The organism is Nocardia suismassiliense, from assembly GCF_900269665.1.
Lineage (GTDB): Bacteria > Actinomycetota > Actinomycetes > Mycobacteriales > Mycobacteriaceae > Nocardia > Nocardia suismassiliense.
Genome location: NZ_LT985361.1, coordinates 5,070,887 through 5,095,894, shown reverse-complemented (window position 1 = coordinate 5,095,894; position 25,008 = coordinate 5,070,887). Strand labels below are relative to the sequence as shown.

Sequence of the window (25,008 nt, the reverse complement as noted above, 5' to 3'; positions counted from 1 at the left end):
TCAGGGTTTACCGGGGATGATCGGCGGGACGTAGTCGAACGTCATCCCGAGCAACCATACGAGCAGCAGCACCACCGGTAGGTGGAACATGAACTGCAGGAACGTGAATCCGACGAGGTCGCGCGCCCGCAGCTTCAAGACGGCCAGCAACGGCAGCATGAAGAACGGGTTGATCAGGGTGGGCAGCGCCTCGGCCACGTTGTAGATCTGCACCGTCCAGCCGAGGTTCATCTGCACGTCGGTCGCCGACTGCATCACGTAAGGCGCTTCGACCAGCCATTTTCCGCCGCCTGACGGGACGAAGAAGCCGAGCGCGATGGTGTAGACGGCGATCACGATGGCGAAGCTGCCGCCGCCGCCGATGCTGGTGAAGAACTCCGCGAGGTGCTCGGAGACGGTGTGCCCGCCGCGGCCTTTCGCCTTGGTGAGGACAGCGGCCATCGCGGCGTACAGCGGGAACTGGACGAGAATGCCCGCCGTTGCCGGCACGGCGAGGGAGACGGCCTGCAGGAAGTTGCGCGGCGTGCCGTGCAGTACCAAGCCGAGCATGAGGAAGACCAGCAGATAGCCGTTCAGGCTGCTGACCACCGTGAGTGCCGGCTTGGAAAAGAACTGGGAGACAAGCCATCCCAACGTCAGCGCGCCGAGCAGGAGCGGCAGGATGCGGCTGTATTCGAGCCATTCGCCGGGCCTACTGCGCGGTGTCGCTTCCGCGGGCTGGTCGTCGAGATCGACTTCCAGTTCCTCAGCGGTCTTGATGGCCGCGCCCTTCGGCGCCGACACGTGCGCGATCACCACGGTCATCGCCATGATGATCACGCACATCAACATGGACTGCCAGGTGAAGATCGTGGTGCCCAGGTCGAGCACGCCGGTGATCTTCAGCAGAGCGGGCGGCAACGACGTTGCGGTGGCCTGAAGTTGGGCGGCCGAGGACGACAGGCCCAGTGCCCACACGGCACCCAACCCCATGAACGCCGCCGCGCCGAGAGCGCGATAGTCGACGCGCAGATCGGTCCGGCGGGCGATGGCGCGGGCGAGCAGACCGCCGAACACCAAACTGAGTCCCCAGTTCAGCAGGGATACCGACATGGCCAGGAACGCCACGAAACCTACTGCGCTGCTTGCGGTCTGCGGCACTGTGGCGAGCCGTTCGATCAGCCGGGCCACCGGTGGAGACGTGGCGACGACGTAGCCGGTGAGCACCACCATGGCCATCTGCAAGGTGAAAGCGGTGAGGTCCCAGAAGCCGTCACCGAAGGCGTTCACCACGGTCTTCGGTGACGAGCCGTTGGCCAGCGCGGCGACGGCGACTACGACAACGCCTAACAGCGCGAAGACATAGGCGTCCGGGAACCACTTCTCCGTCCACTTCGCGAGCGATTGCGCGACTCGCGCTAGGCCCTTTTCGGAGCTGGCTTCTTCTTCGATCGTGGACGTCATTCGGGTGTTCCTCTACTTTCCACACGCCGCCTCGTGCGAATGTGACGCACCGCACACAGGCTCGGTTGGACAGTATTGATGGCACCCGATGCACAGACAAGGGGGAATTGCGCAGGCATCGTCTGCAAAAGTGCAGAAACCGCCAGTGGACTGGCTTTTCAGGTCTGGACGGCGATTTCGTCGCCCAATTCATAGCCACCCGTCAGCCGCAGCCGGTCGCCGCTCCAAAAGCGGCCGGGGTCATACCAATTGGGGCTGCGATCCGACGGCAGCAGTGCCATCGCCTGGTACGTCGTCGCCACGATCTCCGCGCAGTACGCGTTCTCCAGCTCGCGGGCCACCGCCTGACGCCGCTTGCGACGCGGAATGCTCACCCGGCCGCGCAACCAGCGTCCGGCGAGACCGGCGGTAGAGGGAAACGGCGTGCCGTCGAGCCGGGCGATGGTGCGCAGCACACTGTCTTCCATCTCGCGGGTGGCCGGCTGATTCAGCTGGCGCAGCCACGCCTGCTGGCCATAACGATTCGCCCACACCAGCACCGCGTCGCGCAGATTGTGCAGCTGGACGCCGCGGTGCTCGTTGCCCGACCACATGTCCGGCAACGATCGGCCGAGTTCGGCATGCCAGATCAAGGCAGGCAGATCGTCGAGCACGACCGACATGCCGACATGATTCACCGGACTGTTCGTCGTCATCCGGATCGCCCGGTCAGCCGCGGAATGTCCGCGGAACAACCAGATGTCGCCGGTTCTGGTGAGCTCTAGTGCACGGTCGAGTGTGATGGCCGAACCCGTCATGGACGTAGCCTATGTGCCATGAGGTGGTGGAAGGCAGTGGGATTGGCGGGTGCGGCCGGTGTGGTCGCCACCGGAGTGGTGGTGGTGCGCGCCGAGCGCAGGCGCCGCGCCTACACGCCGGAGCAGGTTCGCGAGCAGCTGCATGTGCGGTTCGCGCAGGCGACGGCGGTGCAGGAAGCCGAGACCGCCTCCGAGGCATCGCCGGACGCCACCGGTATCCGCGGTCGGCTCCGTCGTTTGTTTCGGCGCTGATCCAACACAATTCGCAGCGGCGGGCGGCACCAGGTAATCCGATAGTTGGGGGGAAGCCTGCGGTGGCCGCTGACCCGTCCGCCGCACGCGTCCAGAGTTGTCACGCAGATGTGTCGCCGATCCGTACCTGCGTTCACCTGGTGGTGGTCTGCCCGGACGATCGTGTGGTGGCGGCGGACAAGCTGTTTGCGGAGGCCCGCTGTCGATGGGCGCTGCTTCGTAGACGACAGTTAGTGCCCAAGGAACACCACTGCTAGCAGGATGCGTAGGCGCCCGTGGTCACAGGAACTTCAACCGGCCCGGCGCCGGGATTCGCTGCCGCGTCGAGTGCGGTCGTGGCTGCGCCGCCGTCGACCACGCAGGTCTTGCCACCGCTGCCGTCGGTGCGTGGCAGCGAGTACGCGGTGCTGATGCGCCGGATCCGCCAGGCGGCACTGCTCGACCGGCAGGTCCGGTACTACGCCTGGAAGAGCGCGATCACCGCCGGTGCGTTCGTCGCCGGGTGGACGGCGTTCTTTCTCCTCGGCGACTCGTGGTGGCAGCTGGCCGTCGCGGTGTTCCTCGCGGCGGTGTTCGCTCAGCTCGCCTTTCTCGGACATGATGCCGGGCACCGGCAGATCTTCGCCGGACGGCGCGGCAACTACGTGTTCGGCCTGATCGCAGGCAATCTCGCCACCGGGTTGAGCATCGGCTGGTGGACCAGTAATCACAACCGGCACCACGCACATCCCAATACCGAGGGGTCCGACCCCGACGTGACGGGGATCCTGGCGCACTCCGGTGACCGCGCCCGCACCGGTAAAGGCCTCCGGCGCCTGATCTTCCGCTACCAGGCTTGGCTGTTCTTCCCGCTGCTCCTGCTGGAGGCGGGCAGCCTGCACTTTTCGAGCGTCCGGGCGGTGTTCCGCTGGCCGATCCCGCATCGCGTGTGGGAGGGCGTATTGCTCGCGGCGCACTTCGCTGGGTTCCTCGCCGCGGCGTTCCTGGTGCTGTCGCCGGGCAAAGCGGTGGCGTTCATCCTGGTGCAGCAGGGCCTGTTCGGTCTTTACATGGGCTGCACGTTTGCACCCAACCACAAAGGCATGGCAATGCTGAGCGAAGACGATGCCACCGACTTCCTGCGCCGCCAGGTGCTGACCTCCCGGAATGTTCGCGGCAGCGCGTTCGTCGATACCGCGCTGGGCGGACTGAACTACCAGATCGAACACCACCTCTTCCCGTCCATGCCCCGGCCCAATTTGCGCCGGGCCCAGCCGATGGTCATCGAATTCTGCGCCGAACTCGGCTTGCCGTACTGCCAGACCAGCCTGCTCGACTCCTACGCGCAGGCGCTGCGGCATCTGAATACGGCAGGCCGATTCGCCGACGGGCAACGTAGTCTTTGAACCGCTGGCGTCAGACGGACTTTCTGGGGACACTGTTCCCAGGTACGGGGACGTTCCCGACGACATGACCACCTGAAGAAAGACAGTCATCGGCGCTCGAGCGGACACAGAGCGCCATCGCCGACCGGGCACCCACCCGGCAGTGAACACGGAGTACACGATGGTTTCGCGATGGAAGCACACCGCCGCATGCGCGGCAGCGATGGTCACGGCCGCACTACCGGTCGGCGTCGCGTCGACCGCGCACGCCGCCCCGCAGGACTGCCCTGACCTGTATGTCGTGGCGATCCCCGGTACCTGGGAGACCTCGAATGCCGAGCCCGGCAAGGGAATCCTCGCCGCGGCCGCCGACAACCTGCCCGGCAATGTCCTCACCGATTACGTCGCGTACCCGGCGACCGCGTTCCCGTGGGAAGGTGACGTCTACGGTCGCTCCAAGCAGGAAGCCGTCAAGGGTGCGCGGGGCTTGCTCGGCGCGATGGCACAGCGTTGTGACAACACGCGATTCGCGCTGCTCGGCTACAGCCAGGGTGCGGACGCCGCCGGTGACGTCGCCGCGGAGATCGGCACCGGGCTCGGCGTCGTGCCGCCCAACCGCGTCGAGCTGGTCGGACTCGTCTCCGATCCGCGCCGTTCGCCCACCGACACCCTGATCGGCCCGCCCGTCGCGGGCGCCGGTGCCGGTGGTCCGCGTCTCGGCGGCTTCGGCTGGCTCAGCCCGCAGACCTACACCTTCTGTGCCCCAGGCGATTTGTACTGCGCCACCCCCGACGGCGACTTCGCCGCCCGCTTCGCCGGCCTCTTCGCGCAGATGTCGAACCCGAACCCGGCCATGTTCGACATCTATCAGCAGCAGGCGAACGCACTTATCGCCGACGCACTCGCTGCGGGCGGACTCGGGCTGCTGGCGGACCAGCTCAACAATTCGGCTTACGAAGAGCGCAAGCGGCAGGTCGACGACTTCCTGAAGTCCGGTATCCACCAGAGCTACCCCGGTTACGCCATCGGCGGGGGAGCCACGCCGCTGAGCTGGTTGCGGCAGCGGTTGATCGAGGCGACCCGCAGGTGAGTTCGGACCGGTCCGGTGTTGTCACCGGACCGGTTTCTCGCGGTGCCCGAACTACTTGGCAGGCAACCGGTTCCGGTCACGGATGACCGCGCACAGTGCGGCGACCTCGTCGGGGTCGGTCTCGAAACGATCGAAGCCTTGGGGCACACCGGCTCCCGCGAACGACACCGCGCCATTCGTGGCTCCGGGTACCGGCATGCGAACAGCAGCGTGCAGGTCCGCGACACCGGTAGCCTCGATCACCTGAACGGCATTGGCCGCGCGCACACCACCGCACGCCATCACCTCGATAGCCCCGAACCCCTGTCGCACCAGCTCTTTGATCAACGGCGCCCCATCCAGCACGGAGCGCTGCCGCCCCGAAGTCAGCACCCGGGTGAAGCCGAACCCGATCGCGTCGTCCAACGCCCGCTGCGAAGAAGCACTGACATCGATCGCCCGATGCAACGTGACCTCCAAGCCCTCCGCCGCGTCCACGAACACCGCACACGCCGGATCGAGCGCACCCGACGAATCGAGCGCCCCGACCACGACCCCCTCCGCTCCGGCCGCCCGAGCCGCCGCAATATCCCCGACCATCACCGAAACTTCCTCAGCTGAGTAGTGAAAGTCGCCCGGCCGCGGCCGAATAAGCACGTGCACTGAGATTCCCGAGGCCACCGCACGCTCGATCAACGCCACACTCGGCGTCAACCCCCCATCAGAAAGCCCAGCACACAACTCGACCCGATCCGCCCCCGCCTCCGCAGCAACCCGCACCCCATCGATCGTCTCGACACTGATCTCTATCCGCACTCGAGCGAGTATCCCCGCAAGAGGCACCAAGCCGATAGGTGCCGGCGTGGTGGGCGCGGTGCATGCCGCTGATCTGCACACGCGCGGCCGAGCGTCGACCGGTGCCACGATGGGGACGTGACCCTGATAGAGGTAGTACTCGGCGACATCACCGACCAGATCGTAGATGCCATAGTCACCGCGGCGAACGAATCGCTGCTGGGCGGTGGCGGTGTCGACTGGGCGGTTCACCAAGCGGCCGGGCCCCGACTGGCCGAGGCAGGTGCTGCGATCGCACCATGCATGCCGGGCGACGCGATGGCGACACCGGCGTTCGACCTCGAGCCACCGGTCAAGTACGTGATCCACACCGTTGGGCCGGTATGGGATGGCGGGGCCTACGGTGAGGCCGAGACTTTGGCGTCGTGCTATCGGCGTTGCCTTCAGGTGGCCGACGAACTGCAGGTCCGGAGCATCGCATTTCCGGCCGTGGCCACCGGGGTCTACGGGTTTCCGCCCGCTTCGGCTGCGCGGATCGCCGTTGCGACGATCCGGACCACGCGAACCGCCGTTTCCCTGATCCGCCTGGTGGCCTTCGACAAGGAAACCCATGACTTGCTTGTCGAAGCAACCCGAACAGACGATCTGTCGGTGTAAGAGCACCACATCGAGGACACCGGATCACGATGTGCCGCAACCAAATCAGCGGTTCGGACCTGCCGTCGTCGCAAAATTCGGAGGCGGATGGGGCGGCGCGCGACTAGCGTCGCAGGGATGTTGCCTTGGTCTGCTGAGCTCGCCGGACGTCTCGATGAGCATGTTTTCGACAGTGTGTTGCTGCGGGACAATCCGTTGCGGGATCCGCATGAGCGGCCGTTGTGGGTATATGTGCCACCGGGTTACGAGGAGGCGGGGGATCGGCGGTATCCGTCGATCTATGTGATTCAGGGCTATACCGGTCATATTTCTATGTGGCGGAATCGGATGCCGTACCGACGTCCGTTCATCGAAACCGCCGATGAGGTGTTCGCGACGGGGGAGGCGCCGCCCGCCATCGTTGTGTACGTCGATGCGTGGACCGCCTACGGGGGTAGCCAGTTCGTCGACTCGGTGGGCACGGGGCCGTATCACTCGTATCTGTGTGAGGAGATCGTGCCGTGGGTCGATGCGCACTATCGCACGGTCGCCGATAGTGATCATCGCGGCATCATGGGGAAGAGCAGTGGTGGATTCGGTGCGATGATCACGCCGATGCTGCGCCCGGATCTGTTCGGCGCGTTGGCAACTCATGCCGGTGACGCACTCTACGAGTACTGCTATCTGCCGGGCTTCGCGGATGCGGTGCGTCAGCTTCGCCCGTACGACGGCGATATTCATCGGTGGTGGGCGGAGTTTCAGCAGCGGGTGTCCTTCACCAAACCCGAAGACGAGGATCTGCTTCTGCTGTACGGGGTTACGGCGTGCTTCACGCCGGGCACGGACGGACGACCGGAGCTGCCGTTCGATCCGCGCACCGGCGTGCTGAAACCCGAGGTCTGGCAACGCTGGCTGGAATGGGACCCGGTCCGCATGGTGCCGAAGTACGCCGAGGCCATGCGGTCGATGCGGGCGATCTGGATCGACGGCGGCACGCAGGACGAGTGGTACCTGGATATCGGCGCCGAGGCATTCCGGCAGGCGCTGCTCGACAACGGAGTGCCGTCGGACGTCATCGCTTTCGAACTGTTCGACGCCAAACACGGCGGCATCGACTACCGCTATCCGATGTCACTGGCATGGCTGACCAAACAGCTGGATACGCCTGCGGAAAAGCAGTGACCGACTGAATTATTCCAGCGCGTCGTGGTGGTCGGCGATCACCACGGCGTTGCCGCCCAATTGCTTCGCCCGATACATGGCCGCGTCCGAACTGCGGAAGACGATGCGGTGTATTGCTGCGGGATGCTGCCCGTAGGTGCGGACGGGCTCGAATTCCGCGGCCCCGACGCTGGCGGTGATGGGGCTCGGCAGGCCGGGCATCGACTCGACCGCATGGCGCAGCCGCTCGGCGACGGCACCGATGCATTCACCGCGCAGGTGGCCGACGACCATGAACTCTTCACCGCCGGTGCGCACGACGATGGCGTCGGGTCGCGCCGCCGCCCGTAGACAGTCGGCCGTCCGGATGAGCACCTCGTCGCCGAACGAATGACCGAACGTGTCGTTGACGGACTTGAACCGATCGAGGTCCAGCGTCACCACATAGACGCCGCCGCGGCTGCGCGGCCCGAAGAATCGCGGCAGGTGCGATTCGAGACCGCGCCGGTTCAACAGCCTGGTCAGCGGATCCGACAGCGCGTCCACCCGCAGCAGCCAGCTACAGAAGTGCACGACCGGCAGCACCACGACGGTCACCGCGAGCACGACGAGCACGACCACCAGGCCGAGCGCGACATCGCCTTTCCCGTGGCCGGTGCCCGGCGGCAGGCCCAGGACCATCATCGCCGCCAGCACGACGATCGAGACGACCGACCAGCCGACGTGCAGGGCCAGCACCTGCGGACCGTGGAAGATCGTGATGTATCCGCCCGTGGTCACCAGCAGCACGCACCCCATCGCGCCGAGCAGGCGATCCTGGATCATCACATTGTTGGCGGTGATGGCGAGATCTACCCCGGCGACCCACAGCAGCGACTCCACCTCGCTCGGCCACGGCAACAACCACCAGCGCAGCGTCCACACCCCGGCGAGCCCGACCACGACGATGGCCTGCACGTCGCCGACGATCCCGGTCTGACCCGCATGCGACATCAGCGCGAGCACCGTAATCAATCCGAGGACGATGCCCCCGGACCCGAGCATGGTTTTCAACGGCCCGAGCGCGGAGTGGGATTCGAGCGTGTCGATCAGCCATCGGTAATCGACCCGGTATCGCCACCAGGCGCGCACCATCGCTCGACTGTTGGTCACCGATCCACCGCCTTACGCTGGCAAACCGCGCGGTAACTGGAAGTTCGCCACCCAAAGTATCAAAGAAAATGCGGGGTCTGCGGAAGCGGCAGATCCGGGCAGGCGTCCTACTGGTCGTTGGCGGGCGGCCCGAACCACCGCGGAATCACGTCCCAGATGAACGAACTGATGCACTCGGCGGTGGGACCAGACAAGATTTCACCGACGAAGTAGATGCCGTGCCTGCCCTGAATGTCCGCTATCCGGTCGAACCAGCCCGCACGGACCGCGGCCGCGCTCGGGTACGCCGGCCATTCGGCGATGGTCTCGGCGACCAGCTGCGGGTCGGGGAACAGGAACAGACTCTCCTTGGCGAGGGACCAGGCTTGGACGTCCGATATCGAGGTGTCGGAATTGCTGAAGCACACCCAGTACGGACCGGGGTGTTGCTTGTTGGCCGCGGTGATGCGGTGCCTGGCCTGTTCGGGATCGGTGTCGGTATAGCTGCCGTACGGGTCGATCACCCAGAACCCCAGGGGTTCAGGGGAATCCGGTCGCCGCGGAAAGGCGATCAGCTCCTCCGGCACCCGGATGAGATAGCTGCGCGTCCAGGCCCGCGGGCAGTTCTGTTCAGCGAACAGCTCGTGAATCTCCCCGGCCGGGACGATCTCTCGAATCTGGGCGGCCCGCGCCGTCACCACCACCCGCGAGTAGACCGCGCTGCGCGATTCGCCATCCACCGCGTAGGTGACCCGAACCCCTTCTGCAGAAACTGGTTCGATGCCGGTCACCCGACTGTTCAGCGCCACGTCGAGCCGATGGTCCTCGAGCACCTGCCGCAGGAAACTGATGAACCCCTGCGGAAAGCTCACGCTGACCGGCCGGCGTGAACCCATCTGCGCGACCAATGACGACGGCATGCGCGCCAGCAGCGCCTGCTTCTCCGACGGATACAGCGACAGGATCAGCTTCGCCAGCTGCGAGACGTGCCCGCAGATGTGCGCATTGATATTGATTATGGTCTCGGCGGGCTGGCGCGGGCGACGCATATTCGCGTAGATCGCCAGGCCTTGCAATATCTCGCCGACCAGCGGCGCATGGCGCGCCCGGTACGTCTCCCACGTCTCGCCGGAAATCCGATCGAACGCCAGTCCAGCCGGCCCGGGCGCGGTCCTGTTCCGGATCGCCTGCTCGAGAATGGTCCAGGCCTCGATCAGCTGATCGACCGCCTGCTCCGGGGTGAGGGTCCGGAACAGCGGCGGGAAATGCGGCGGCACCGCCAGCTGCGGCTTACCGGACTCGGATCTGCCGACGAAGTACAGCGCTTCGGGCTGCGTCCGAACCGGATGCCTGCGCATCAACTCATGGATCGCAGTGCCCGCCATATCCGCACCGAAGTCCTGCTGAGCGACGAGATGCGCTTGGAAATCATAGATTTCACCCTCGACCTCGACGGTCTGCGCGTAGCCGCCGACCTCCGAGCCTGCCTCGAGAATATCGATATTCTCGAACCCGAGTTCGCGCAGTTTCGCCGCGGTCAGAATCCCACTCTGGCCCGCACCGACAATGCAGACGGGTGCCGCGAGATCCATCGGGACTCCTACGGGTCGGTGAACGCGAGGCGCGTGCCCTGAGTATGCGGCCGCGAGGTGCCGGGCCGGACCACTTGCGAAACAGTTCCGCGCGGTCCGGAACGGCGAATGCGAACGCTGTGCCGGTGCATGGTTCGGGCATTTGTCCGGTTCGCCAGGATGACGCGGTGCCGGTGGAAGATCCTTTGGTCTGCGAACGTTATGGTCGATCGTGATCAAAACGACGAGCGTGCCGCCAGTGGGACTGATCGCATGCTGATCGGTTTGATCGCCGCATTACTGGCCTGCGTGGGGTACGGGTTGGGGTCGGTCTTGCAGGCGTATGCGGCGCGCCGGTCGGCTGCGGTGGCGCTGGAGCACGGGGTGGGCGGGCAGGTCACCGAGACCGGCGCACCGACCGTTGCCGCCACGGTGGCCGCGGCGTTGACGGTGTGGTTCATCGTCGGCAGCGTGCTCGACGTGGTCGGTTTCGCGGGCAACGCGGTGTCCGCGCGCCTGATCCCGCTGTTCCTCTCCCAGACCATCATGAGCGCGAATCTGATCGTCACCGCGGTGCTGGGCATCTTCCTCCTCGGCATCCGCCTGCACCTGCGCGACTGGCTGGCGATCTGCACGGTGATCCTCGCCCTCGCCGCACTAGGGGCCGCCGCGGGCCACGAAGGCGGCGGCAGCGACAACCCCGTGATGCACTGGGGCGTCCTGATCGGCTCGGTGGTGCTGTTCGCCGGCAGCCAGCTGGTGGTGCGCCGCCTCGGCTCCCGGGGCGCGGTGGCCGCGGGCTTGGCCGCCGGAATGCTGTTCGGCGCCTTGGCGATCGCGGTGCGCATCGTGCACGGCATCGACCCACTGGACATTCCGGCCCTGCTCGCCGACCCCGCCGCCTGGACCATCGCGATCGCCGGCATCGGCGGCTTCTACCTGCACACCGTTGCGCTGCAACTGGGTTCGGTGAACGGTGCCACCGCCGCCCTGGTGGTCGGCGAGACCGTCATTCCCGGCATCGTCGGCGTACTCGTCCTCGGCGATACCGCGCGCCCCGGCCTGGAATGGCTCGTCGGTGCCGGCTTCGTCCTGGCCATCGGCGGTGCCGTCGCAGTCGCGGTGTTCGGCAACGTGTCCCAACTGGAAACCGCGGACGTGTAGATCAGCTCTTCGGCTCGGATCTGAATGCCGCGTCGAAGGAGGCGCTCGGTGGAGTGATGGCGTTGAGGTGGCGGACGAAGGCGAGGGCTTCGGGGGCGCCCGCGAGGCGATCCATGCCCGCGTCTTCCCATTCGATGGAGATCGGCCCGGTGTAGCCGATGGCGTTGAGGGCGCGGAAGCAGTCCTCCCACGGCACATCGCCGCGGCCCGTCGAGACGAAGTCCCAGCCGCGGCGCAGGTCGGCCCACGGGAGGTGGGAGGAGAGGCGCCCGCGACGACCGTCGCCGCAGCGGACCTTGGTGTCCTTGCAGTCCACGTGGTAGATGCGGTCGGCGAAGTCCAGGATGAAGGCGACCGGGTCGAGGTCCTGCCAGATGAAATGCGAAGGGTCCCAGTTCAAGCCGAAGGCGGGGCGGTGATCGATGGTGGCCAGGGTGTGCACGGTGGTCCAGTAGTCGTAGGCGATCTCGCTGGGATGCACCTCGTGCGCGAAGCGGACTCCTTCGGCGTCGAACACATCGAGGATCGGATGCCAGCGCTGCGCGAAGTCTTGGTAGCCGCGTTCGATGGTCTCCGGTGGCACGGGCGGGAACATCGCGACGGTGTGCCAGATGCTCGATCCGGTGAAGCCGACGACCGTGCGCACGCCCAGCTGCGCGGCCGCCCGTGCCGTATCGGCCATTTCGGCGGCAGCGCGCCTGCGCACACCCTCCGGCTCGCCGTCGCCCCAGATGCGCTGCGGCACAATGGCCCGATGCCGCTCATCGATGGGATGATCGCAGACTGCCTGACCGACAAGGTGATTGGACAAGGCGAAAACCTGTAGTCCATGTCGCTCGAGGGTCTTGCGCTTGCGTGCCGAGTAATCGGGATCGGCGAGCGCCTTGTCCACTTCGAAATGATCACCCGAGCAAGCGATTTCGAGGCCGTCGTAGCCCCATTCCGCCGCGAGCCGGCACACCTCCTCGAACGGCAGGTCGGCCCACTGCCCGGTGAACAGCGTGATCGGTCTCATTGTTGTCCTCCTCCGATGACGGTCCAGCGCCCGTCGTCCGCCGCGCTCGCCTCCACCGCGGCCAAGACCCGCTGCACCGCGAGCCCGTCGGCGAAGCCGGGGCTCGGATCCTTGCCCGCCGCGATCGCGATGACCAGGTCGGCCACCTCGTTGGTGAAGGTGTGGTCGTAACCGAGCCCGTGCCCGGCGGGCCACCAGGCCCCGGTGTAGGGGTGCTGCGGTTCGGTCACCAGGATGCGGCGGAACCCGGCGGTCTCCGGTTCCTCGGTGTGGTCGTGGAACCACAACTCGTTCATCGACTCCAGGTCGAAAGCGAGGCTGCCGTGGGTGCCGTTGAGCTCGAGGCGGAGCGAGTTCTTGCGCCCGGCGGCCACCCTGGTCGCCTCGAAAGACGCCAGGCCGCCACCGGACAACCGCCCGAGGAACAGCGCGGCATCGTCCACCGTGACCGGACCGCTGCCGACCCCACCCGGCAGCGGTCGCTCGGTGACGAACGTGTCCAGCAGCGCCGACACCCCCGTCAGCGTCTCCCCGGTCACGAACTGGGTGGCGTCGATGATGTGCGCGCCGATATCGCCGAGCGCCCCCGACCCGGCGCGCCGCCGATCGAGCCGCCAGGTCAGCGGCGCGCCCGGATCGGCGAGCCAATCTTGCAGATACAGCGCCCGCACGTGCCGGACGGTGCCGATCCGCCCCTGCGCCACCAGGTTTCGGGCCAGCGCCAGCGCGGGCACCCGCCGATAACTGAACCCCACCATCGACCGGACCCCGTGGGTAGCGGCCTGTTCGGCGGCGGCCGCCATCGACTCCGCCTCGGCCACGGTATTGGCCATCGGCTTCTCACACAGCACGTGCTTGCCGGCTTGCAATGCGGCAATGGCGATTTCGGCATGACTGTCGCCGGGCGTGCAGATATCGATGAGATCGACATCGTCGCGGTCGAGCAACTGTTTCCAGTCACCCACCGCGCCGGCCCAGCCCAGCCGCGCGGCCGCGACCGAGGCCCGGTCGGCGTCGCGCCCCGCGAGCACGACGGGCACGGGCCGCCACGGCAGGTCGAAGAACGCGTCCACACTGCGCCACGCGTGCGAATGGGCGCGCCCCATGAAGGCGTGGCCGACCATTCCGATGCCGAGCGTGCGGCGGTCTGTCGAGGTCATCTGGCTCCGATCGGTCAGTAGCCGTTCGCTAGGTACTGTTCGGCGTTGTCCTTGGTGACCACCGCGGAGAAGGTGGTGATCTTCGCGGGCACATCGTGTTCGGCGAGATCACCGAGCGCCCGGCGCTGCCCGAGCAGCCGGGCCAGCGCGACCGCCGACGAGGCCATGGCCGGGCTGTAGAGCACGGTGGCCTGCAGCGGCGAGTTGCCCGCCTGGATCTCGCGCATGGCCTGGGCCGAGCCACCGCCGCCGACCATGACGAACTCACCGGATCGGTTGGCCTGCCTGATCGCGCCCAGCACGCCGATGCCCTGGTCGTCGTCGTGGTTCCACATCGCGTCGATCTTCTTCGTCGCCTGCAGCATCTGGCTGGCGACCTGCTGTCCGCCCGCAGCCGTGAAATCGGTGGATTGCCGTGCCGCGACGCGGAATCCGGCGGCGGCGAGGGCGTCCTGGAAACCTCGGCTGCGTTCCTGGGTGAGCTGGAGATTGTCGATGCCCGCGATCTCCACGATCACCGGATCGGCGATGCCCGCGTCCTTCATTTTGCCGACGATGAACGTGCCTGCGTTGACGCCCATTCCGTAGTTGTCGCCGCCGATCCAGGTGCGGTAGGCCAGCGCCGACGCGAAGACCCGATCCAGGTTGATCACCGGAATCCCGGCGGCCATCGCGTTTTTCGCTACTTCGGTAAGGGCATTGCCGTCGAACGGCAGCACCACGAGCACGTCGACCTTCTGGTTGATCATCGACTGCACCTGCTCGATCTGGCGACTGACGTCGTTGGTGCCCTCGGTGACGTTCAGCGTGACGTCGGCGAACTTCTCGGCCTGCGCCCGCGCGTTGCGGGTGACCGCCGCGGTCCAGCCGTGATCGGCGGCGGGCGCGGAAAACCCCACGCGGACTTGCTTTCCGGCGGCGGAGTTGTCGCCGGTGCCGCCGGCCACCTGCGTGCTGGCGGTGGTGTCGTTCGAGGTACACGCGGCGGCGAGGACGCCGGCGCCCGCGGCCAGGCCGGAGAGCAGGATGCCGCGACGGGGGAGCGAGAGTGTGGAGCCCATGATGTTCCTTGGTGAGAGTTCAGGTGAGGGTGGGGACCGCGCGGGCGCGACCGAAGCGCTGGAACAGCAGGACGGCCACGATGATGGCGCCCTTGCCGATCGCCTGGATGGGTTGTTCGAGGTTGTTGAGGATGAACAGGTCCTCGATCACGGTGAAGACGAGCACGCCGAGGATCGAGCCGGTGATGGTGCCGAAGCCGCCGCTGAGCAGCGTCCCGCCGATGACCACCGCGGCGATCGCGTCCAGCTCGTAGAGCTGGCCGTTGGTGCTGGTGCCGGTGGTGGTCTGCGCGGTGAGCATGACGGCGGCGATACCGCAGCACAGCCCCGACGCCGCGTAGAGCAGCAGGGTGTGCCTGCGCACGTCGATCCCCGCCAGCCGGGCCGCCTCCGGATTACCGCCCACCGCCGCGCTGCGTCGGCCGAAGGTGGTGCGCTCCAGCACGATCCAGCCGATCGCGACCACCACGACGAACAGGTAGACCAGCAGCGGGATACCGAGCACCCGGTTCTGTGCGAGGGCGAGCAGGTCGGTGGTGACGAGCTGCGATTGCCGCCCGGAGATCTGCTCGGCCAGCCCGCGCGCGGCCACCATCATGGCCAGCGTGACGATGAACGGTACCAATCGGCCGTAGGCGATGAGCGCCCCGTTCAGCACGCCGCAGCCGAGGCCGACGAGCAGCGCGCACAGCACCATCCCGGCCACGCCGTAGGACTGGGTGGCGGTGGTGGTGCACCAGACCGAGGCCAGCGCGATGATCGCGCCGACCGAGAGGTCGATGCCGCCGCCGATGATCACGAACGTCATGCCGACGGTCACCACGCCGATGACCGACGCCAGGGTCAGGATGGTGATCATATTGCCGGTGCTGAGAAAGTCCTCGCCCTTGGTCAACGCCCCGACGAGCAATAGTGCGATGAGCGCGACGATCAGCGTCAGATGCTTGCGTAGTTCGCCGCGTCCAGTTTTGCGTCGGCGCGGGGGCGGCGGATCACCGTCCACCGCCGGTGTTTTCGCCTCGGTGCGAACCGTGGGTGTGCTGCGGATGCGTTCGGTCACAGCGCACTCCCTTCCATGATCATGGCGATGATGTCCGGCTCGGTGAGCTCGGCCGCGGCCGCCGCGTGGATGATCTCGCCGTCGCGCAGGACGAGCACCCGGTCGGCCAGCCCGAGTAGCTCGGGCAGGTCGCTGGAGACCATCAGCACCGCGACACCCCGTTCGGCGAGCCCGCGGACCTGCGCGTACACGTCGGCGCGGGCGCCGACATCGACGCCGCGGGTCGGCTCGTCGAGCAGCAGTACCCGGCAGTCCTCCAGCAGCCAGCGAGCCAGTACCGTCTTCTGCTGATTGCCACCGGAGAGGCCGCGCACCGGGTAGTCCGGGTCGGCGGGGCGCACGCCGACGCGAGCGAGCACGCCGCCGGTCTGCGCTCGTTCCCGGCGGCGGTCGAACCAGCCGAGCCGGGAGTAGCGCGGCAGTGACGCGGCAGAGATGTTGCGCCCCACCGATTCCAGCAGAAACAAGCCCTGGGATTTGCGCTCCTCGGGCGCCAGCCCCATCCCGGCGGCCACCGCCGCGGTCGTGCTGCCCGGCCGGACCCGGCGACCGTCGACCTCGACCAGGCCCGTCGACGCGGGCCGTGCGCCGTAGATCGTTTCCAGCACTTCCGAGCGGCCCGAGCCGACCAAGCCTGCGAGACCGACGATTTCGCCCGCGCGCACTGCGAACGAGATATCCCGGAACCGCCCGGCCAGGCCGAGACCGGTCACCCGGAGCACCTCGGCGGCATCCTCGGCGTGCGAAGGCTGTTGCGCGAGTAGCGCATCGGCGCCATTGCCGCCGGTCATCAGCGCGACAACCTGGTCGGTGCCGGTGGTGCGGGCGGGTAGTCCGGTCGCGACGGTGCGACCGTCTTTCAGCACGGTGATCCGGTCGCCGATGGTGCGGATTTCGTCCAGCCGATGCGAGATGTATACGACGGCAACGCCCTCCGCGCGCAGCTGATCGATGATGCGGAAGAGGTTGCTCACCTCGTCGTTACCGAGCGCGGCGGAGGGTTCGTCCATCACGATGAGGCGCGCGTCGTAGGACAGGGCCCGCGCCATGCTGACCACCTGCTTGGCCGCCGCGGGCAGGGTGCCGACCATCGTGTCCGGCCGCAGCTCCCCGTGGCCGAGGCGCTCGAGCAGGGCGGTCGCGGCGCGGGCGGTCGACGCGCGGCGGGTGAATCCGGCTCGCGCCTGTTCGTGCCCGAGGAAGATGTTCTCGGCGATATCGAGGCCGTCGCACAGATCCAACTCCTGGTAGATCGTCGCGATGCCGAGCCGGGTGGCGGCGGCGGGACCGGACAGCCGCACCGGTGCGCCGAGCCAGTGCAGTTCCCCCGCATCCGGATGATGCGCTCCGGCAAGCACTTTGATCAGTGTGGACTTGCCCGCGCCGTTCTGGCCCAGCAGGCAGTGCACCTCGCCGGCGCGGACGTCGAGGTCGACATGGTCGAGGGCGCGCACGCCGGGGAAGTCCTTGACGATGCCCCGCATGGTCAGCACGGTGTTCATGGCCGAATTCCTTGCCGTGTGGTCAGGCGACGCTGAAGATGTGATCGCTGATGAGCCGCGCCGCGCCGATCACTCCACCGAGCTCGGCGAGTTCGGACAGCACGATCGGCAGATTGCCGGTGGCCAGCGGCGACGACCTGCGGTAGACCACGCTGCGGATCTCCGCCAGCAGCGGATGCCCGAAGCCGGTGAGTCCGCCCGCGATCACCACCAGTCCCGGGTTGAAGAAGCTGACCAACCCGGCCAGTGCAGTCCCGAGATGGGTGCCGGCGTCCCGAATCATGGCCACCGCCACCGGGTCTCCCGCCGCGGCGGCATCAGCCAGGTCGGTCGCGGTGAGCGCGCCCGCGGCGGCTAGGCGTTCGGTGAGGAAGGGTGACCGTGCGGCGCGGGCGGTGGCTTCCCTGGCCAATGCGGCGCCGCCGGCGTAGGCCTCGAGGCAGCCGCTGTTGCCGCAGGCGCAGACCGGGCCGTCGTCGGTGATCCGCAGGTGCCCGATATCGCCCGCGCTGCCGGAGACACCCCGGTAGATGCCGCCGTCGACCACGATGCCGCAGCCGATCCCGGTGCCCGCCTTGACGAGCAGGAAATCCGCCACCGAATGCGCTGAGCCGGCCTGCATCTCGCCGAGCGCCAAGATGTTCACGTCGTTGTCGACCAGCACCGGGCAGCCGAGCTCCTGCGCGATGGCCTCGCGCACCGGAAAGCGGTGCCAGCCAGGCATTATCGGCGGTGCGACCGGCATGCCCTCCCGGAAACTCACCGGGCCCGGCACGCCGACGCCTGCCCCGTGCAGCCGCCCGGACATGCTCGGTTCGGCGCGGAGTTTGCCGAGCAGATCGAGGGCCCGCTCCAATACCGCGGCCGGTCCCTGCCGGATATCGCACGGCTCGGACAGCTGCCCGAGCACCCGCAGTTCCCCGTCGGTCACCGCGACGTCGATGGACGTCGCGCCGATATCGATGGCGGCGAACCGCAAACCCGACGCCAGCATGGCGATCGCCGATCGTCGGCCGCCGCTGGAGGCCGCCAACCCACCGGCTTCGACCAAGCCGAGCGCAGCCAGCCGATCCAGTTCCACCGCGAGCTTGGACCGGGAGAGCTCCATCGGCTGACCCAATTCCGACCGCGACTGCGGCCCCCGATCCCGCAGCAACCGCAAAATCCGGGCCTGGTGGGCATTTTCAGGTCGTGCCGCGATCCGCATCAGATGCTTCTTTCTCTGCAACTGAGCGAATTCAACCTCACTTCGGCCGGTTCCGGTGGCGCTTTCGACAGATCGACGCGAAGTTTGTTCTCTGACAGGACAAAGCAGGCGATGCGCGGAGACCAGCGGGGCGAAACGTGCTGAGTGGCTGAAGATCAGCCTGCGAACGAGGGCGTCTGGCCGATCACATCATCGTGGTCGGATCCGCGTCGCGGCGCTCGATCTCGGCTTGCAACGCAGCCCGCGCAGCGGCGAACGCGGCAGCCCAGCCGTCTGCCGCGGGACGGTCGAACAGGTAGGACAGATCGACCTCGCCGAAGGTCTGCTCGATGAACGCGGCATCCGCGGCCGACGGCTGCCATTCCGCGACCACGGCGGTCACCTGCTCGGCCCGAATGTTGTGCTCTGCGGCCAATTTCTGCCAGGCGCGCTGCACCGCGTGGTCGTCCTGCGTCTGCACCATGGCGAGGAAACCGTCGTCGGGGTCGGGCCCCATCATGAAGACCACGACGCTTTCCGTGGGGCCGACAACGTCCATCAAGTTCTCCCGATCCGATCCGAGCCGCCAGGTGGCAGCGCCCACTTCAGCACAGGCGACGGGCCGCCCCTGATTTCAGGGGCGACCGCCGAGGGGGAAGATGGTCCGATGCCCGGAGAAACGGATCGCAAGGGAAAGGTGGGCCGACCACCGCGTCTGTCGCAGGACGCCATCATCGTCGCCGCCGATCGACTGCTGCGGACCGAAGGGGCCGACGGCCTGTCGATGCGGCGGTTAGCGAAGGAACTGGGTAGCACGCCGATGGCGCTGTATCACCACGTGCGCGACAAGGACGAGCTCCTGCTGTTGCTGTTGGAGTCGCATGCCCGGCATATTCCGCGGCGGGAGTTCTCCGATGACCCGCGTGCGCGGCTACTCGAAGTCGCGTGCGCCCTGTACGAAGGGCTCGCCGAGCGTCCGTGGATCATCGAGGTATTGACCTCCGACCCGCTGTTCGTGCCCTCGGCGATGGGGATGGTCGAGCTGATCGTGGCCGCGGCCGTCGACTGCGGGTGCAGTACTGAAGAAGCCGTCGATGTGTATCGCACCATCTGGTACTACATCGTGGGCGACCTCATCATCCGGGTGAACCGGGAGCGCCGGAAGGTGCGGCTCGAGTCGGCCGTCGACCCGACCATGGATCGGCTCGATGCCGAAGAGCTGCCGACGCTGGCCGCGATCGCCGACGAGTGGGGGGAGCTGACCCATCGTGATACGCATCGAAAAGGGCTGGCGGCCATAGTGAACGGGCTCGTGCCGCCGCGTTAACCGGAGCTGGGCTCGTCACCACACCACGACCGAACGCAGCACATCGCCGTGGTGCATGGCGTCGAACGCCTTCTCCACCTCGTCGAGTGAGATGCGTTCGGTGACAAAGTTTTCCAGGGGCAGTCGGCCCTGGCGGTAGAGGTCGATCAATATCGGGAAGTCACGCTCGGGCAGGCAGTCGCCGTACCAGGAGGACTTCAACGCGCCACCGCGCGAGAAGAGATCGATCAGCGGCATATCGAGGGTCATCTCCGGGGTCGGCACGCCGACCAGCACGACGGTGCCCGCCAGGTCGCGGCCGTAGAAGGCCTGCTTCCAGGTTTCTGGGCGGCCGACCGCGTCGATCACGACATCGGCGCCGAAGCCGCCGGTGAGTTCCTGGATCCGCTCGACCACGTCTTCGGTGCTCGCGTCGATTTCGTGGGTGGCGCCGAACTGCTTGGCCCAGGCTAGCTTTCGGGAGTCACGGTCGACGGCGATGATGGTGGCCGCTCCGGCCAGACGAGCCCCGGCGATCACGGCATCGCCGACACCACCGCAGCCGATCACCGCCACGCTGTCGCCGCGCGAGACATTGCCGGTGTTCGTTGCCGCGCCGATGCCCGCCATCACGCCGCAGCCGAGCAGTCCGGCGACGGCCGGGTCGGCGGCGGGATCGACCTTGGTGCACTGTCTTTCGTGGACGAGAGTCTTGTCGGCGAACGCGCCGACGCCCAAGGCCGGGGTGAGCTCGGTGCCGTCGGTGAGCGTCATGCTCTTGCCGGCGTTGCTGGTGTCGAAGCAGTACCAGGGACGTCCGCGCCGGCACGCGCGGCATTCGCCGCAGATCGCCCGCCAGTTCAGAATGACGAAGTCGCCTACGGTCACGTGGGTGACGGATTCCCCGACGGTCTCCACGATGCCCGCCGCCTCGTGGCCGAGCAGGAACGGGAAGTCGTCGTTGATGCCGCCCTCGCGGTAGTGCAGATCGGTGTGGCACACACCGCACGACTGCACGCGCACCACGACGTCGTGCGGTCCGGGATCAGGGATCACCACGTCGACCAGCTCGACCGGGGCGCCGGTGCGGCGGGCGATGACGCCGCGAACGGTTTCGGGCACAAATCCTCCTACGGGGTGGCGATGGCCGCGGGCCGCCGCTCGATCTGCTTGCGGTACCTGGTGAACAGGCGCGGGTTGTCGATGGCGAAGACGGCGACCGGTACGCCGTCGCGTTCGTAGAGCGCGGTGCACGACGGCGTGCACGGGTCGCCGTCGACGAAGCGCAGCACGTCGTCCGGTCGGCGGTGGCCCGCGAATTGCATCATTCGGCCGTACTGGCGTGACCAGAAGTAGTTGGACGGCACGGGCGCCGGTGGTGCGCCGGTCAGGGTGGCCGCGACGATCCGGGCCTGAGCGGTGGCGTTCGACCAGTGCTCGCAACGATGGAGTGCGCCCAGCTCATCGTGGTAGGCGCGGGCGCAGTCGCCGATGGCGTAGATGTCGGGAACCTTTGTGCGGCAGTGGGAGTCGGTGACGAAGCCGTTGTCGATGCGCAGCGGCGAGTCCTGTGCCCATTCGGTGTTGGGGATCGCGCCGATTCCGATGATGACGGCGTCGGCGGGGAGCAGCGTGCCGTCGGTCAGCCGGACCGCGCTGACGCGGTGGTCGCCCACGAATTCGGCCACGGCGACGCCGGTGCGCAACCCGACACCGTTGGCGGCGTGCAGATCCGCGCACAGTGCCCCGAGGCGCGGGCCGAGGACGCCGGCGAGTGGGTCGGTGGCGAGTTCTACGATGGTTACCTGCACGCCGAGAGTGGCTGCGGTCGAGGCTATTTCGGAACCGATCAGGCCCGCGCCGACGATCACCGCGGTGCGTGCGGTGTGCAAGGAGGCGCGGATCGCGCGCGCGTCGTCGACGGTGCGCAGCGTATGGATACCGGTGAGTGCCGGTGCGCTCGGTAATGATCGAGCGCGGGCCCCGGTGGCGAGCACCAGCGATTGCCCGGCGACCACTGTGCCATCGTCCAGAGTGACGCCGGGACCGCCTGTGGCCGAGGTGATTCCGACTGCGCGACGGCCGAGCAGCCAGCTGGTGCGGGGATCGTCGGTGCCGTCGTCCAAGGCGATATCGACGTCGCCCTGCAGGAACTCCTTCGACAGGGGTGGCCGGTCGTACGGCGGATGCACCTCATCGCCGACGACGGTGATACCGCCGTCGTAGCCAAGTGTGCGCAGCTCCCGTACCAGCGAGAACCCGGCCAACGAAGCACCGACGACGACCACGCTCATGACTTCGCCTCGCTCGGCCGCATCATGCGAGTTGCGCGACCGCAACGCACTCATGACGGCTCTGTCGAGACCACGATGTCGCCCTCGGCCACCCGTACCGCATAGGTACGCACCGCGACCTTGGCCGGTGGCCCCGAGACCCGCCCGGTGCGCAGATCGAAACACGATTCGTGCAACGGGCATTCGACCGTGCAGTTCTCCACCCAGCCGTCGGCGAGGGACGCATCCTGATGGGTGCAGGTGTCATCGATCGCGAACAACCCCTCCTCGGTATGGAATACCGCGATCGGCGTGCCGTGGTCCGGCCGCACGGTGGCGACTTCACCGACGGGCAGGTCCGCGAGGCGCGCGACGAACAGTTCCGTCCCGGAGGGCGCTGTCTGTTTCGCAAGGGATTCCATAAACCCTCCAAGAGTTGCTCAGAGCGCAACTGATATCGCAATACGCAACAGTGTGCGCCGGTGAACGGCACCCGTCAACCCCTGAATCGCCGTGTGAACAACAGGTTTCCAGCGGTTGACAGCGCGCCTCGGCAGGCGGACTATTTGTTGCGTAATAAGAATTCGTTGCGCAACAAGCAACACCGGAGGCACCCTGTGGCTAACCCGAAAGTTGTCATCATCGGAGCCGGGATAGTCGGGACATCTCTCGCCGACGAAATGACCGCCCGCGGTTGGTCCGATATCACCGTGCTGGACCGGGGACCCCTCTTCCGCACCGGTGGATCCACTTCGCATGCACCGGGTTTGGTGTTCCAGACCAATCCGTCCAAGACGATGACCGAGTTCGCCCGGTACACCACCGAAAAGTTCGGTGCGCTCGACCATTCGGACGGGCGAGCCTTCGACCCGGTCGGTGGCCTCGAGGTGGCGACGACCCCGGACCGCTGGCGCGACCTGCACCGCAAAGCAGGCTGGGCGCAGTCGTGGGGGATCGAGGGGCGCCTGCTGGATGCGTCCGAATGCGCGGCCCTGTATCCACTGCTCGATATCGACCAGATTATCGGTGGATTCCACACTCCGGCAGATGGTTTGGCGAATGCGCTGAATGCCGCGGCGGCGCAGGCTCGGGCGGCGACCGGTCGTGGCGCGCGGTTCCTGCCGAACCAGGAGGTGTTCGGCATCGCCGAAAGTGGCGGCCGAGTCGTAGGCGTGCAAACCGCCGAAGGCGTGCTCGCCGCGGACATCGTCGTCTGCGCGGCGGGGTTCTGGGGTGCGGAGCTGGCGCGAAAGGTCGGCCTCGTCGTGCCGCTGGTGCCGATGGCCCACCAATACGCCAAAACCGGACCGCTGGCCGCACTGGCCGACCACCGCCGGGCCGCCAGCTTGCCGATCCTGCGTCATCAAGATCAAGATTTGTATTTTCGCGAACACGGCGACCGCATGGGCATCGGCTACTACGGCCACGCCCCGATGCCGGTGGATATGTGCACGCTGGAATCGGCCACCGCCGGCGAGCCAATGCCCTCGATGCTGCCCTTCACCGAGGCCGATTTCGCGCCCGCCTGGCGGGAATCGATGAAATTGCTCCCCGCGCTCGGTGATTCGAAACCCGAAGAAGGCTTCAACGGGATATTTTCCTTTACTCCCGACGGCTTTTCGATCATGGGTGAGCACCGTGACCTCGCGGGATTCTGGGTCGCCGAGGCCGTATGGGTCACCCATTCGGCCGGCGTGGCCAAGGCGACGGCGGAATGGATCATCGACGGCGCGCCGGGCACCGACGTGCACGAGTGCGATCTCTATCGTTTCGAGGACGTCGCGCGGAGCGACCAATTCATCATGCAGACCAGCTCGCAGGCCTTCGTCGAGGTCTACGACATCATCCATCCGCACCAGTATCGGACGGCGCTCCGCGGCCTGCGGACCAGCCCGTTCTACGGTCGCCAGCAGGAACTGGGTGCGTTCTTCTTCGAGGGCGGCGGCTGGGAGCGCCCCGCCTGGTACGAAGCCAATGCCGCACTGGCGCAGCGACTTCGCGCCGACGGGCTGCCGTTCCCGGACCGCGACGCATGGTCGAGCAAGTTCTGGTCGCCGATCGCCATCGCCGAGGCGCACTGGACCAGGGAGCGGGTCGCGATGTTCGATATGACCCCGCTGACCCGATACGAGGTCGCCGGTCCCGGCGCGCTGGACCTGCTCCAGCGGCTCACCACGAACAATCTGGACAAGAGTGTCGGCTCGGTGACCTATACGCTGCTGCTCGACCAGACCGGCGGTATCCGCAGCGATCTGACTGTCGCCCGGCTCGGTCCGCAGCGGTTCCAGGTGGGCGCCAACGGTCCGCTGGACTTCGACTGGTTCAGCAGGCACCTGCCTGCCGACGGGTCGGTGCTGCTGCGCGACATCACCGGCGGCACCTGCTGTATCGGCGTGTGGGGCCCGAACGCGCGAGACCTGGTGCAGCCCTTGTGCTCGGGCGATCTGGCACACCAGTCGTTCAAGTATTTCCGGGCCCTGCACACCCATCTCGGCGCCATCCCGGTCACCATGCTGCGCGTCTCCTACGTCGGCGAGCTCGGCTGGGAGATCTACGCGACCGCCGAATACGGCAACGCACTCTGGGACCTGCTGTGGGCGGCAGGCGCCGCACACGAGGTCATCGCGGCAGGCCGGATCGCGTTCAACAGCCTGCGTATCGAAAAGGGCTACCGCAGTTGGGGAACCGACATGACCGCCGAGCACCTGCCCGCCGCCGCGGGTCTCGACTTCGCGGTGCGGATGACCAAGCCCGACTTCATCGGCAAGAGCGCCCTGGAACAGGCCGCTGCACCGGCAAAGCTGCTGCGCAGCATTGTCATCGAGAGCCCCTCGGCGATCGTCCTCGGCAAGGAACCGGTTTATCTGGACGGCTCGTGCGCGGGCTACGTGACCAGCGCCGGCTACTCGGCCACCCTCGGCCGCTGCATCGCCTATGCCTGGCTGCCCGCGGCGGTCGCCGTGGGCGACACCGTCGAGGTCGACTATCTCGGCTTCCGCTACCCGGCGACGGTGCACGCCGAGCCGGTGGTGGATCCCGAGATGTCCAGGATCAAGAGGTAG

23 protein-coding genes are annotated in these 25,008 nt (G+C 67.1%); 8 read left to right on the top strand and 15 right to left on the bottom strand.

Annotated features, from left to right (window positions below; translation table 11 throughout):
* Both DBO33_RS22860 and DBO33_RS22855 read right to left on the bottom strand, forming a co-directional pair.
* Entirely contained in the window at positions 1 to 1,443 is a 1,443-nt protein-coding gene (locus DBO33_RS22860; protein WP_107656864.1) for a short-chain fatty acid transporter, read from the bottom strand.
* A gap of 158 nt (positions 1,444 to 1,601) precedes the next feature.
* Entirely contained in the window at positions 1,602 to 2,240 is a 639-nt protein-coding gene (locus tag DBO33_RS22855; RefSeq protein ID WP_107656863.1) for a hypothetical protein, read from the bottom strand.
* An 18-nt stretch (positions 2,241 to 2,258) separates the two neighbouring features.
* Between DBO33_RS22855 and DBO33_RS22850 the strand changes: the two genes are divergently transcribed.
* The 3 genes from DBO33_RS22850 to DBO33_RS22840 all read left to right on the top strand — a co-directional run bounded on the left by DBO33_RS22850 (position 2,259) and on the right by DBO33_RS22840 (position 4,946).
* On the top strand, positions 2,259 to 2,492 hold the full coding sequence (locus DBO33_RS22850) for a hypothetical protein (protein WP_107656862.1): 234 nt from the start codon (positions 2,259 to 2,261) through the stop codon (positions 2,490 to 2,492).
* 335 nt (positions 2,493 to 2,827) lie between these two features.
* Positions 2,828 to 3,877 (top strand): fatty acid desaturase family protein, encoded by a 1,050-nt coding sequence (locus tag DBO33_RS22845; protein WP_234390991.1) that lies wholly within the window; start codon positions 2,828 to 2,830, stop codon positions 3,875 to 3,877.
* Between the two features lie 160 nt (positions 3,878 to 4,037).
* On the top strand, positions 4,038 to 4,946 hold the full coding sequence (locus DBO33_RS22840; RefSeq protein ID WP_107660518.1) for a cutinase family protein: 909 nt from the start codon (positions 4,038 to 4,040) through the stop codon (positions 4,944 to 4,946).
* A 51-nt stretch (positions 4,947 to 4,997) separates the two neighbouring features.
* Here the strand turns inward: DBO33_RS22840 and DBO33_RS22835 are convergent, their stop codons facing one another.
* Positions 4,998 to 5,741 carry a copper homeostasis protein CutC gene (locus tag DBO33_RS22835; protein ID WP_159080415.1) on the bottom strand — a complete coding sequence of 248 codons (744 nt, stop codon included), beginning with the start codon at positions 5,739 to 5,741 and terminating at the stop codon, positions 4,998 to 5,000.
* A 117-nt stretch (positions 5,742 to 5,858) separates the two neighbouring features.
* Here DBO33_RS22835 and DBO33_RS22830 point away from each other — a divergent pair, with 117 nt between their 5' ends.
* Both DBO33_RS22830 and DBO33_RS22825 read left to right on the top strand, forming a co-directional pair.
* Entirely contained in the window at positions 5,859 to 6,377 is a 519-nt protein-coding gene (locus tag DBO33_RS22830) for a macro domain-containing protein (protein ID WP_199856724.1), read from the top strand.
* A gap of 117 nt (positions 6,378 to 6,494) precedes the next feature.
* The gene (locus DBO33_RS22825; RefSeq protein WP_107656861.1) at positions 6,495 to 7,538 is read left to right on the top strand and encodes an alpha/beta hydrolase; all 1,044 of its coding nucleotides are present in this window, start codon (positions 6,495 to 6,497) and stop codon (positions 7,536 to 7,538) included.
* A gap of 9 nt (positions 7,539 to 7,547) precedes the next feature.
* Here DBO33_RS22825 and DBO33_RS22820 read toward each other — a convergent pair whose 3' ends face one another.
* Positions 7,548 to 8,669 carry a GGDEF domain-containing protein gene (locus DBO33_RS22820; RefSeq protein WP_107656860.1) on the bottom strand — a complete coding sequence of 374 codons (1,122 nt, stop codon included), beginning with the start codon at positions 8,667 to 8,669 and terminating at the stop codon, positions 7,548 to 7,550.
* A 107-nt stretch (positions 8,670 to 8,776) separates the two neighbouring features.
* Positions 8,777 to 10,240 carry an FAD-dependent oxidoreductase gene (locus DBO33_RS22815; RefSeq protein WP_107656859.1) on the bottom strand — a complete coding sequence of 488 codons (1,464 nt, stop codon included), beginning with the start codon at positions 10,238 to 10,240 and terminating at the stop codon, positions 8,777 to 8,779.
* Between the two features lie 252 nt (positions 10,241 to 10,492).
* Here DBO33_RS22815 and DBO33_RS22810 point away from each other — a divergent pair, with 252 nt between their 5' ends.
* Positions 10,493 to 11,383 (top strand): hypothetical protein, encoded by an 891-nt coding sequence (locus DBO33_RS22810; RefSeq protein ID WP_107660515.1) that lies wholly within the window; start codon positions 10,493 to 10,495, stop codon positions 11,381 to 11,383.
* Position 11,384: 1 nt separating this feature from the next.
* On the opposite strand, the gene DBO33_RS22805 is transcribed toward DBO33_RS22810, so the two are convergent.
* The 7 genes from DBO33_RS22805 to DBO33_RS22775 all read right to left on the bottom strand — a co-directional run bounded on the left by DBO33_RS22805 (position 11,385) and on the right by DBO33_RS22775 (position 18,926).
* Positions 11,385 to 12,398, bottom strand: coding sequence for a sugar phosphate isomerase/epimerase family protein (locus DBO33_RS22805; protein ID WP_107656858.1), 1,014 nt, complete (start codon positions 12,396 to 12,398; stop codon positions 11,385 to 11,387).
* Positions 12,395 to 13,558: a Gfo/Idh/MocA family protein gene (locus tag DBO33_RS22800; RefSeq protein WP_107656857.1), complete on the bottom strand. Its 1,164-nt coding sequence runs from the start codon at positions 13,556 to 13,558 to the stop codon at positions 12,395 to 12,397. Before DBO33_RS22800 ends, DBO33_RS22805 begins: the two co-directional genes overlap by 4 nt.
* Positions 13,559 to 13,572: 14 nt before the next feature.
* Entirely contained in the window at positions 13,573 to 14,619 is a 1,047-nt protein-coding gene (locus DBO33_RS22795) for a substrate-binding domain-containing protein (protein WP_107656856.1), read from the bottom strand.
* A 19-nt stretch (positions 14,620 to 14,638) separates the two neighbouring features.
* The gene (locus DBO33_RS22790) at positions 14,639 to 15,679 is read right to left on the bottom strand and encodes an ABC transporter permease (RefSeq protein WP_234390990.1); all 1,041 of its coding nucleotides are present in this window, start codon (positions 15,677 to 15,679) and stop codon (positions 14,639 to 14,641) included.
* On the bottom strand, positions 15,676 to 17,181 hold the full coding sequence (locus DBO33_RS22785) for a sugar ABC transporter ATP-binding protein (protein ID WP_107656855.1): 1,506 nt from the start codon (positions 17,179 to 17,181) through the stop codon (positions 15,676 to 15,678). The genes DBO33_RS22790 and DBO33_RS22785 overlap by 4 nt, the downstream gene beginning before the upstream one ends.
* Positions 17,182 to 17,203: 22 nt before the next feature.
* Complete coding sequence (locus DBO33_RS22780; protein WP_234390989.1) at positions 17,204 to 18,289, bottom strand: ROK family protein; 1,086 nt, start codon at positions 18,287 to 18,289, stop codon at positions 17,204 to 17,206.
* A gap of 283 nt (positions 18,290 to 18,572) precedes the next feature.
* Positions 18,573 to 18,926, bottom strand: a complete 354-nt coding sequence (locus DBO33_RS22775) for a hypothetical protein (protein ID WP_107656854.1) — start codon at positions 18,924 to 18,926, stop codon at positions 18,573 to 18,575.
* A gap of 108 nt (positions 18,927 to 19,034) precedes the next feature.
* Here DBO33_RS22775 and DBO33_RS22770 point away from each other — a divergent pair, with 108 nt between their 5' ends.
* Positions 19,035 to 19,694, top strand: coding sequence for a TetR/AcrR family transcriptional regulator (locus tag DBO33_RS22770; RefSeq protein ID WP_107656853.1), 660 nt, complete (start codon positions 19,035 to 19,037; stop codon positions 19,692 to 19,694).
* A 15-nt stretch (positions 19,695 to 19,709) separates the two neighbouring features.
* On the opposite strand, the gene DBO33_RS22765 is transcribed toward DBO33_RS22770, so the two are convergent.
* From DBO33_RS22765 to DBO33_RS22755, 3 genes are read right to left on the bottom strand one after another with little or no spacing between them, the layout of a single operon-like run.
* Positions 19,710 to 20,795: an S-(hydroxymethyl)mycothiol dehydrogenase gene (locus DBO33_RS22765; RefSeq protein WP_107656852.1), complete on the bottom strand. Its 1,086-nt coding sequence runs from the start codon at positions 20,793 to 20,795 to the stop codon at positions 19,710 to 19,712.
* 8 nt (positions 20,796 to 20,803) lie between these two features.
* Positions 20,804 to 21,967, bottom strand: a complete 1,164-nt coding sequence (locus DBO33_RS22760) for an NAD(P)/FAD-dependent oxidoreductase (RefSeq protein WP_107660512.1) — start codon at positions 21,965 to 21,967, stop codon at positions 20,804 to 20,806.
* Between the two features lie 50 nt (positions 21,968 to 22,017).
* Entirely contained in the window at positions 22,018 to 22,368 is a 351-nt protein-coding gene (locus tag DBO33_RS22755; protein WP_107656851.1) for a bifunctional 3-phenylpropionate/cinnamic acid dioxygenase ferredoxin subunit, read from the bottom strand.
* A 195-nt stretch (positions 22,369 to 22,563) separates the two neighbouring features.
* On the opposite strand from DBO33_RS22755, the gene DBO33_RS22750 reads away from it, so the two are divergent.
* Positions 22,564 to 25,008 (top strand): GcvT family protein, encoded by a 2,445-nt coding sequence (locus DBO33_RS22750; RefSeq protein ID WP_107656850.1) that lies wholly within the window; start codon positions 22,564 to 22,566, stop codon positions 25,006 to 25,008.

Coding starts and splice junctions, on each gene's coding strand:
- DBO33_RS22785 (WP_107656855.1), bottom strand. CDS start 17,181: ATGAACACCGTGCTGACCATGCGGGGCATCGTCAAGGACTTCCCCGGC.
- DBO33_RS22775 (WP_107656854.1), bottom strand. CDS start 18,926: ATGGACGTTGTCGGCCCCACGGAAAGCGTCGTGGTCTTCATGATGGGG.
- DBO33_RS22860 (WP_107656864.1), bottom strand. CDS start 1,443: ATGACGTCCACGATCGAAGAAGAAGCCAGCTCCGAAAAGGGCCTAGCG.
- DBO33_RS22815 (WP_107656859.1), bottom strand. CDS start 10,240: ATGGATCTCGCGGCACCCGTCTGCATTGTCGGTGCGGGCCAGAGTGGG.
- DBO33_RS22840 (WP_107660518.1), top strand. CDS start 4,038: ATGGTTTCGCGATGGAAGCACACCGCCGCATGCGCGGCAGCGATGGTC.
- DBO33_RS22770 (WP_107656853.1), top strand. CDS start 19,035: ATGCCCGGAGAAACGGATCGCAAGGGAAAGGTGGGCCGACCACCGCGT.
- DBO33_RS22855 (WP_107656863.1), bottom strand. CDS start 2,240: ATGACGGGTTCGGCCATCACACTCGACCGTGCACTAGAGCTCACCAGA.
- DBO33_RS22760 (WP_107660512.1), bottom strand. CDS start 21,967: ATGAGCGTGGTCGTCGTCGGTGCTTCGTTGGCCGGGTTCTCGCTGGTA.
- DBO33_RS22795 (WP_107656856.1), bottom strand. CDS start 14,619: ATGGGCTCCACACTCTCGCTCCCCCGTCGCGGCATCCTGCTCTCCGGC.
- DBO33_RS22780 (WP_234390989.1), bottom strand. CDS start 18,289: ATGGAGCTCTCCCGGTCCAAGCTCGCGGTGGAACTGGATCGGCTGGCT.
- DBO33_RS22810 (WP_107660515.1), top strand. CDS start 10,493: ATGCTGATCGGTTTGATCGCCGCATTACTGGCCTGCGTGGGGTACGGG.
- DBO33_RS22755 (WP_107656851.1), bottom strand. CDS start 22,368: ATGGAATCCCTTGCGAAACAGACAGCGCCCTCCGGGACGGAACTGTTC.
- DBO33_RS22825 (WP_107656861.1), top strand. CDS start 6,495: ATGTTGCCTTGGTCTGCTGAGCTCGCCGGACGTCTCGATGAGCATGTT.
- DBO33_RS22805 (WP_107656858.1), bottom strand. CDS start 12,398: ATGAGACCGATCACGCTGTTCACCGGGCAGTGGGCCGACCTGCCGTTC.
- DBO33_RS22850 (WP_107656862.1), top strand. CDS start 2,259: ATGAGGTGGTGGAAGGCAGTGGGATTGGCGGGTGCGGCCGGTGTGGTC.
- DBO33_RS22800 (WP_107656857.1), bottom strand. CDS start 13,558: ATGACCTCGACAGACCGCCGCACGCTCGGCATCGGAATGGTCGGCCAC.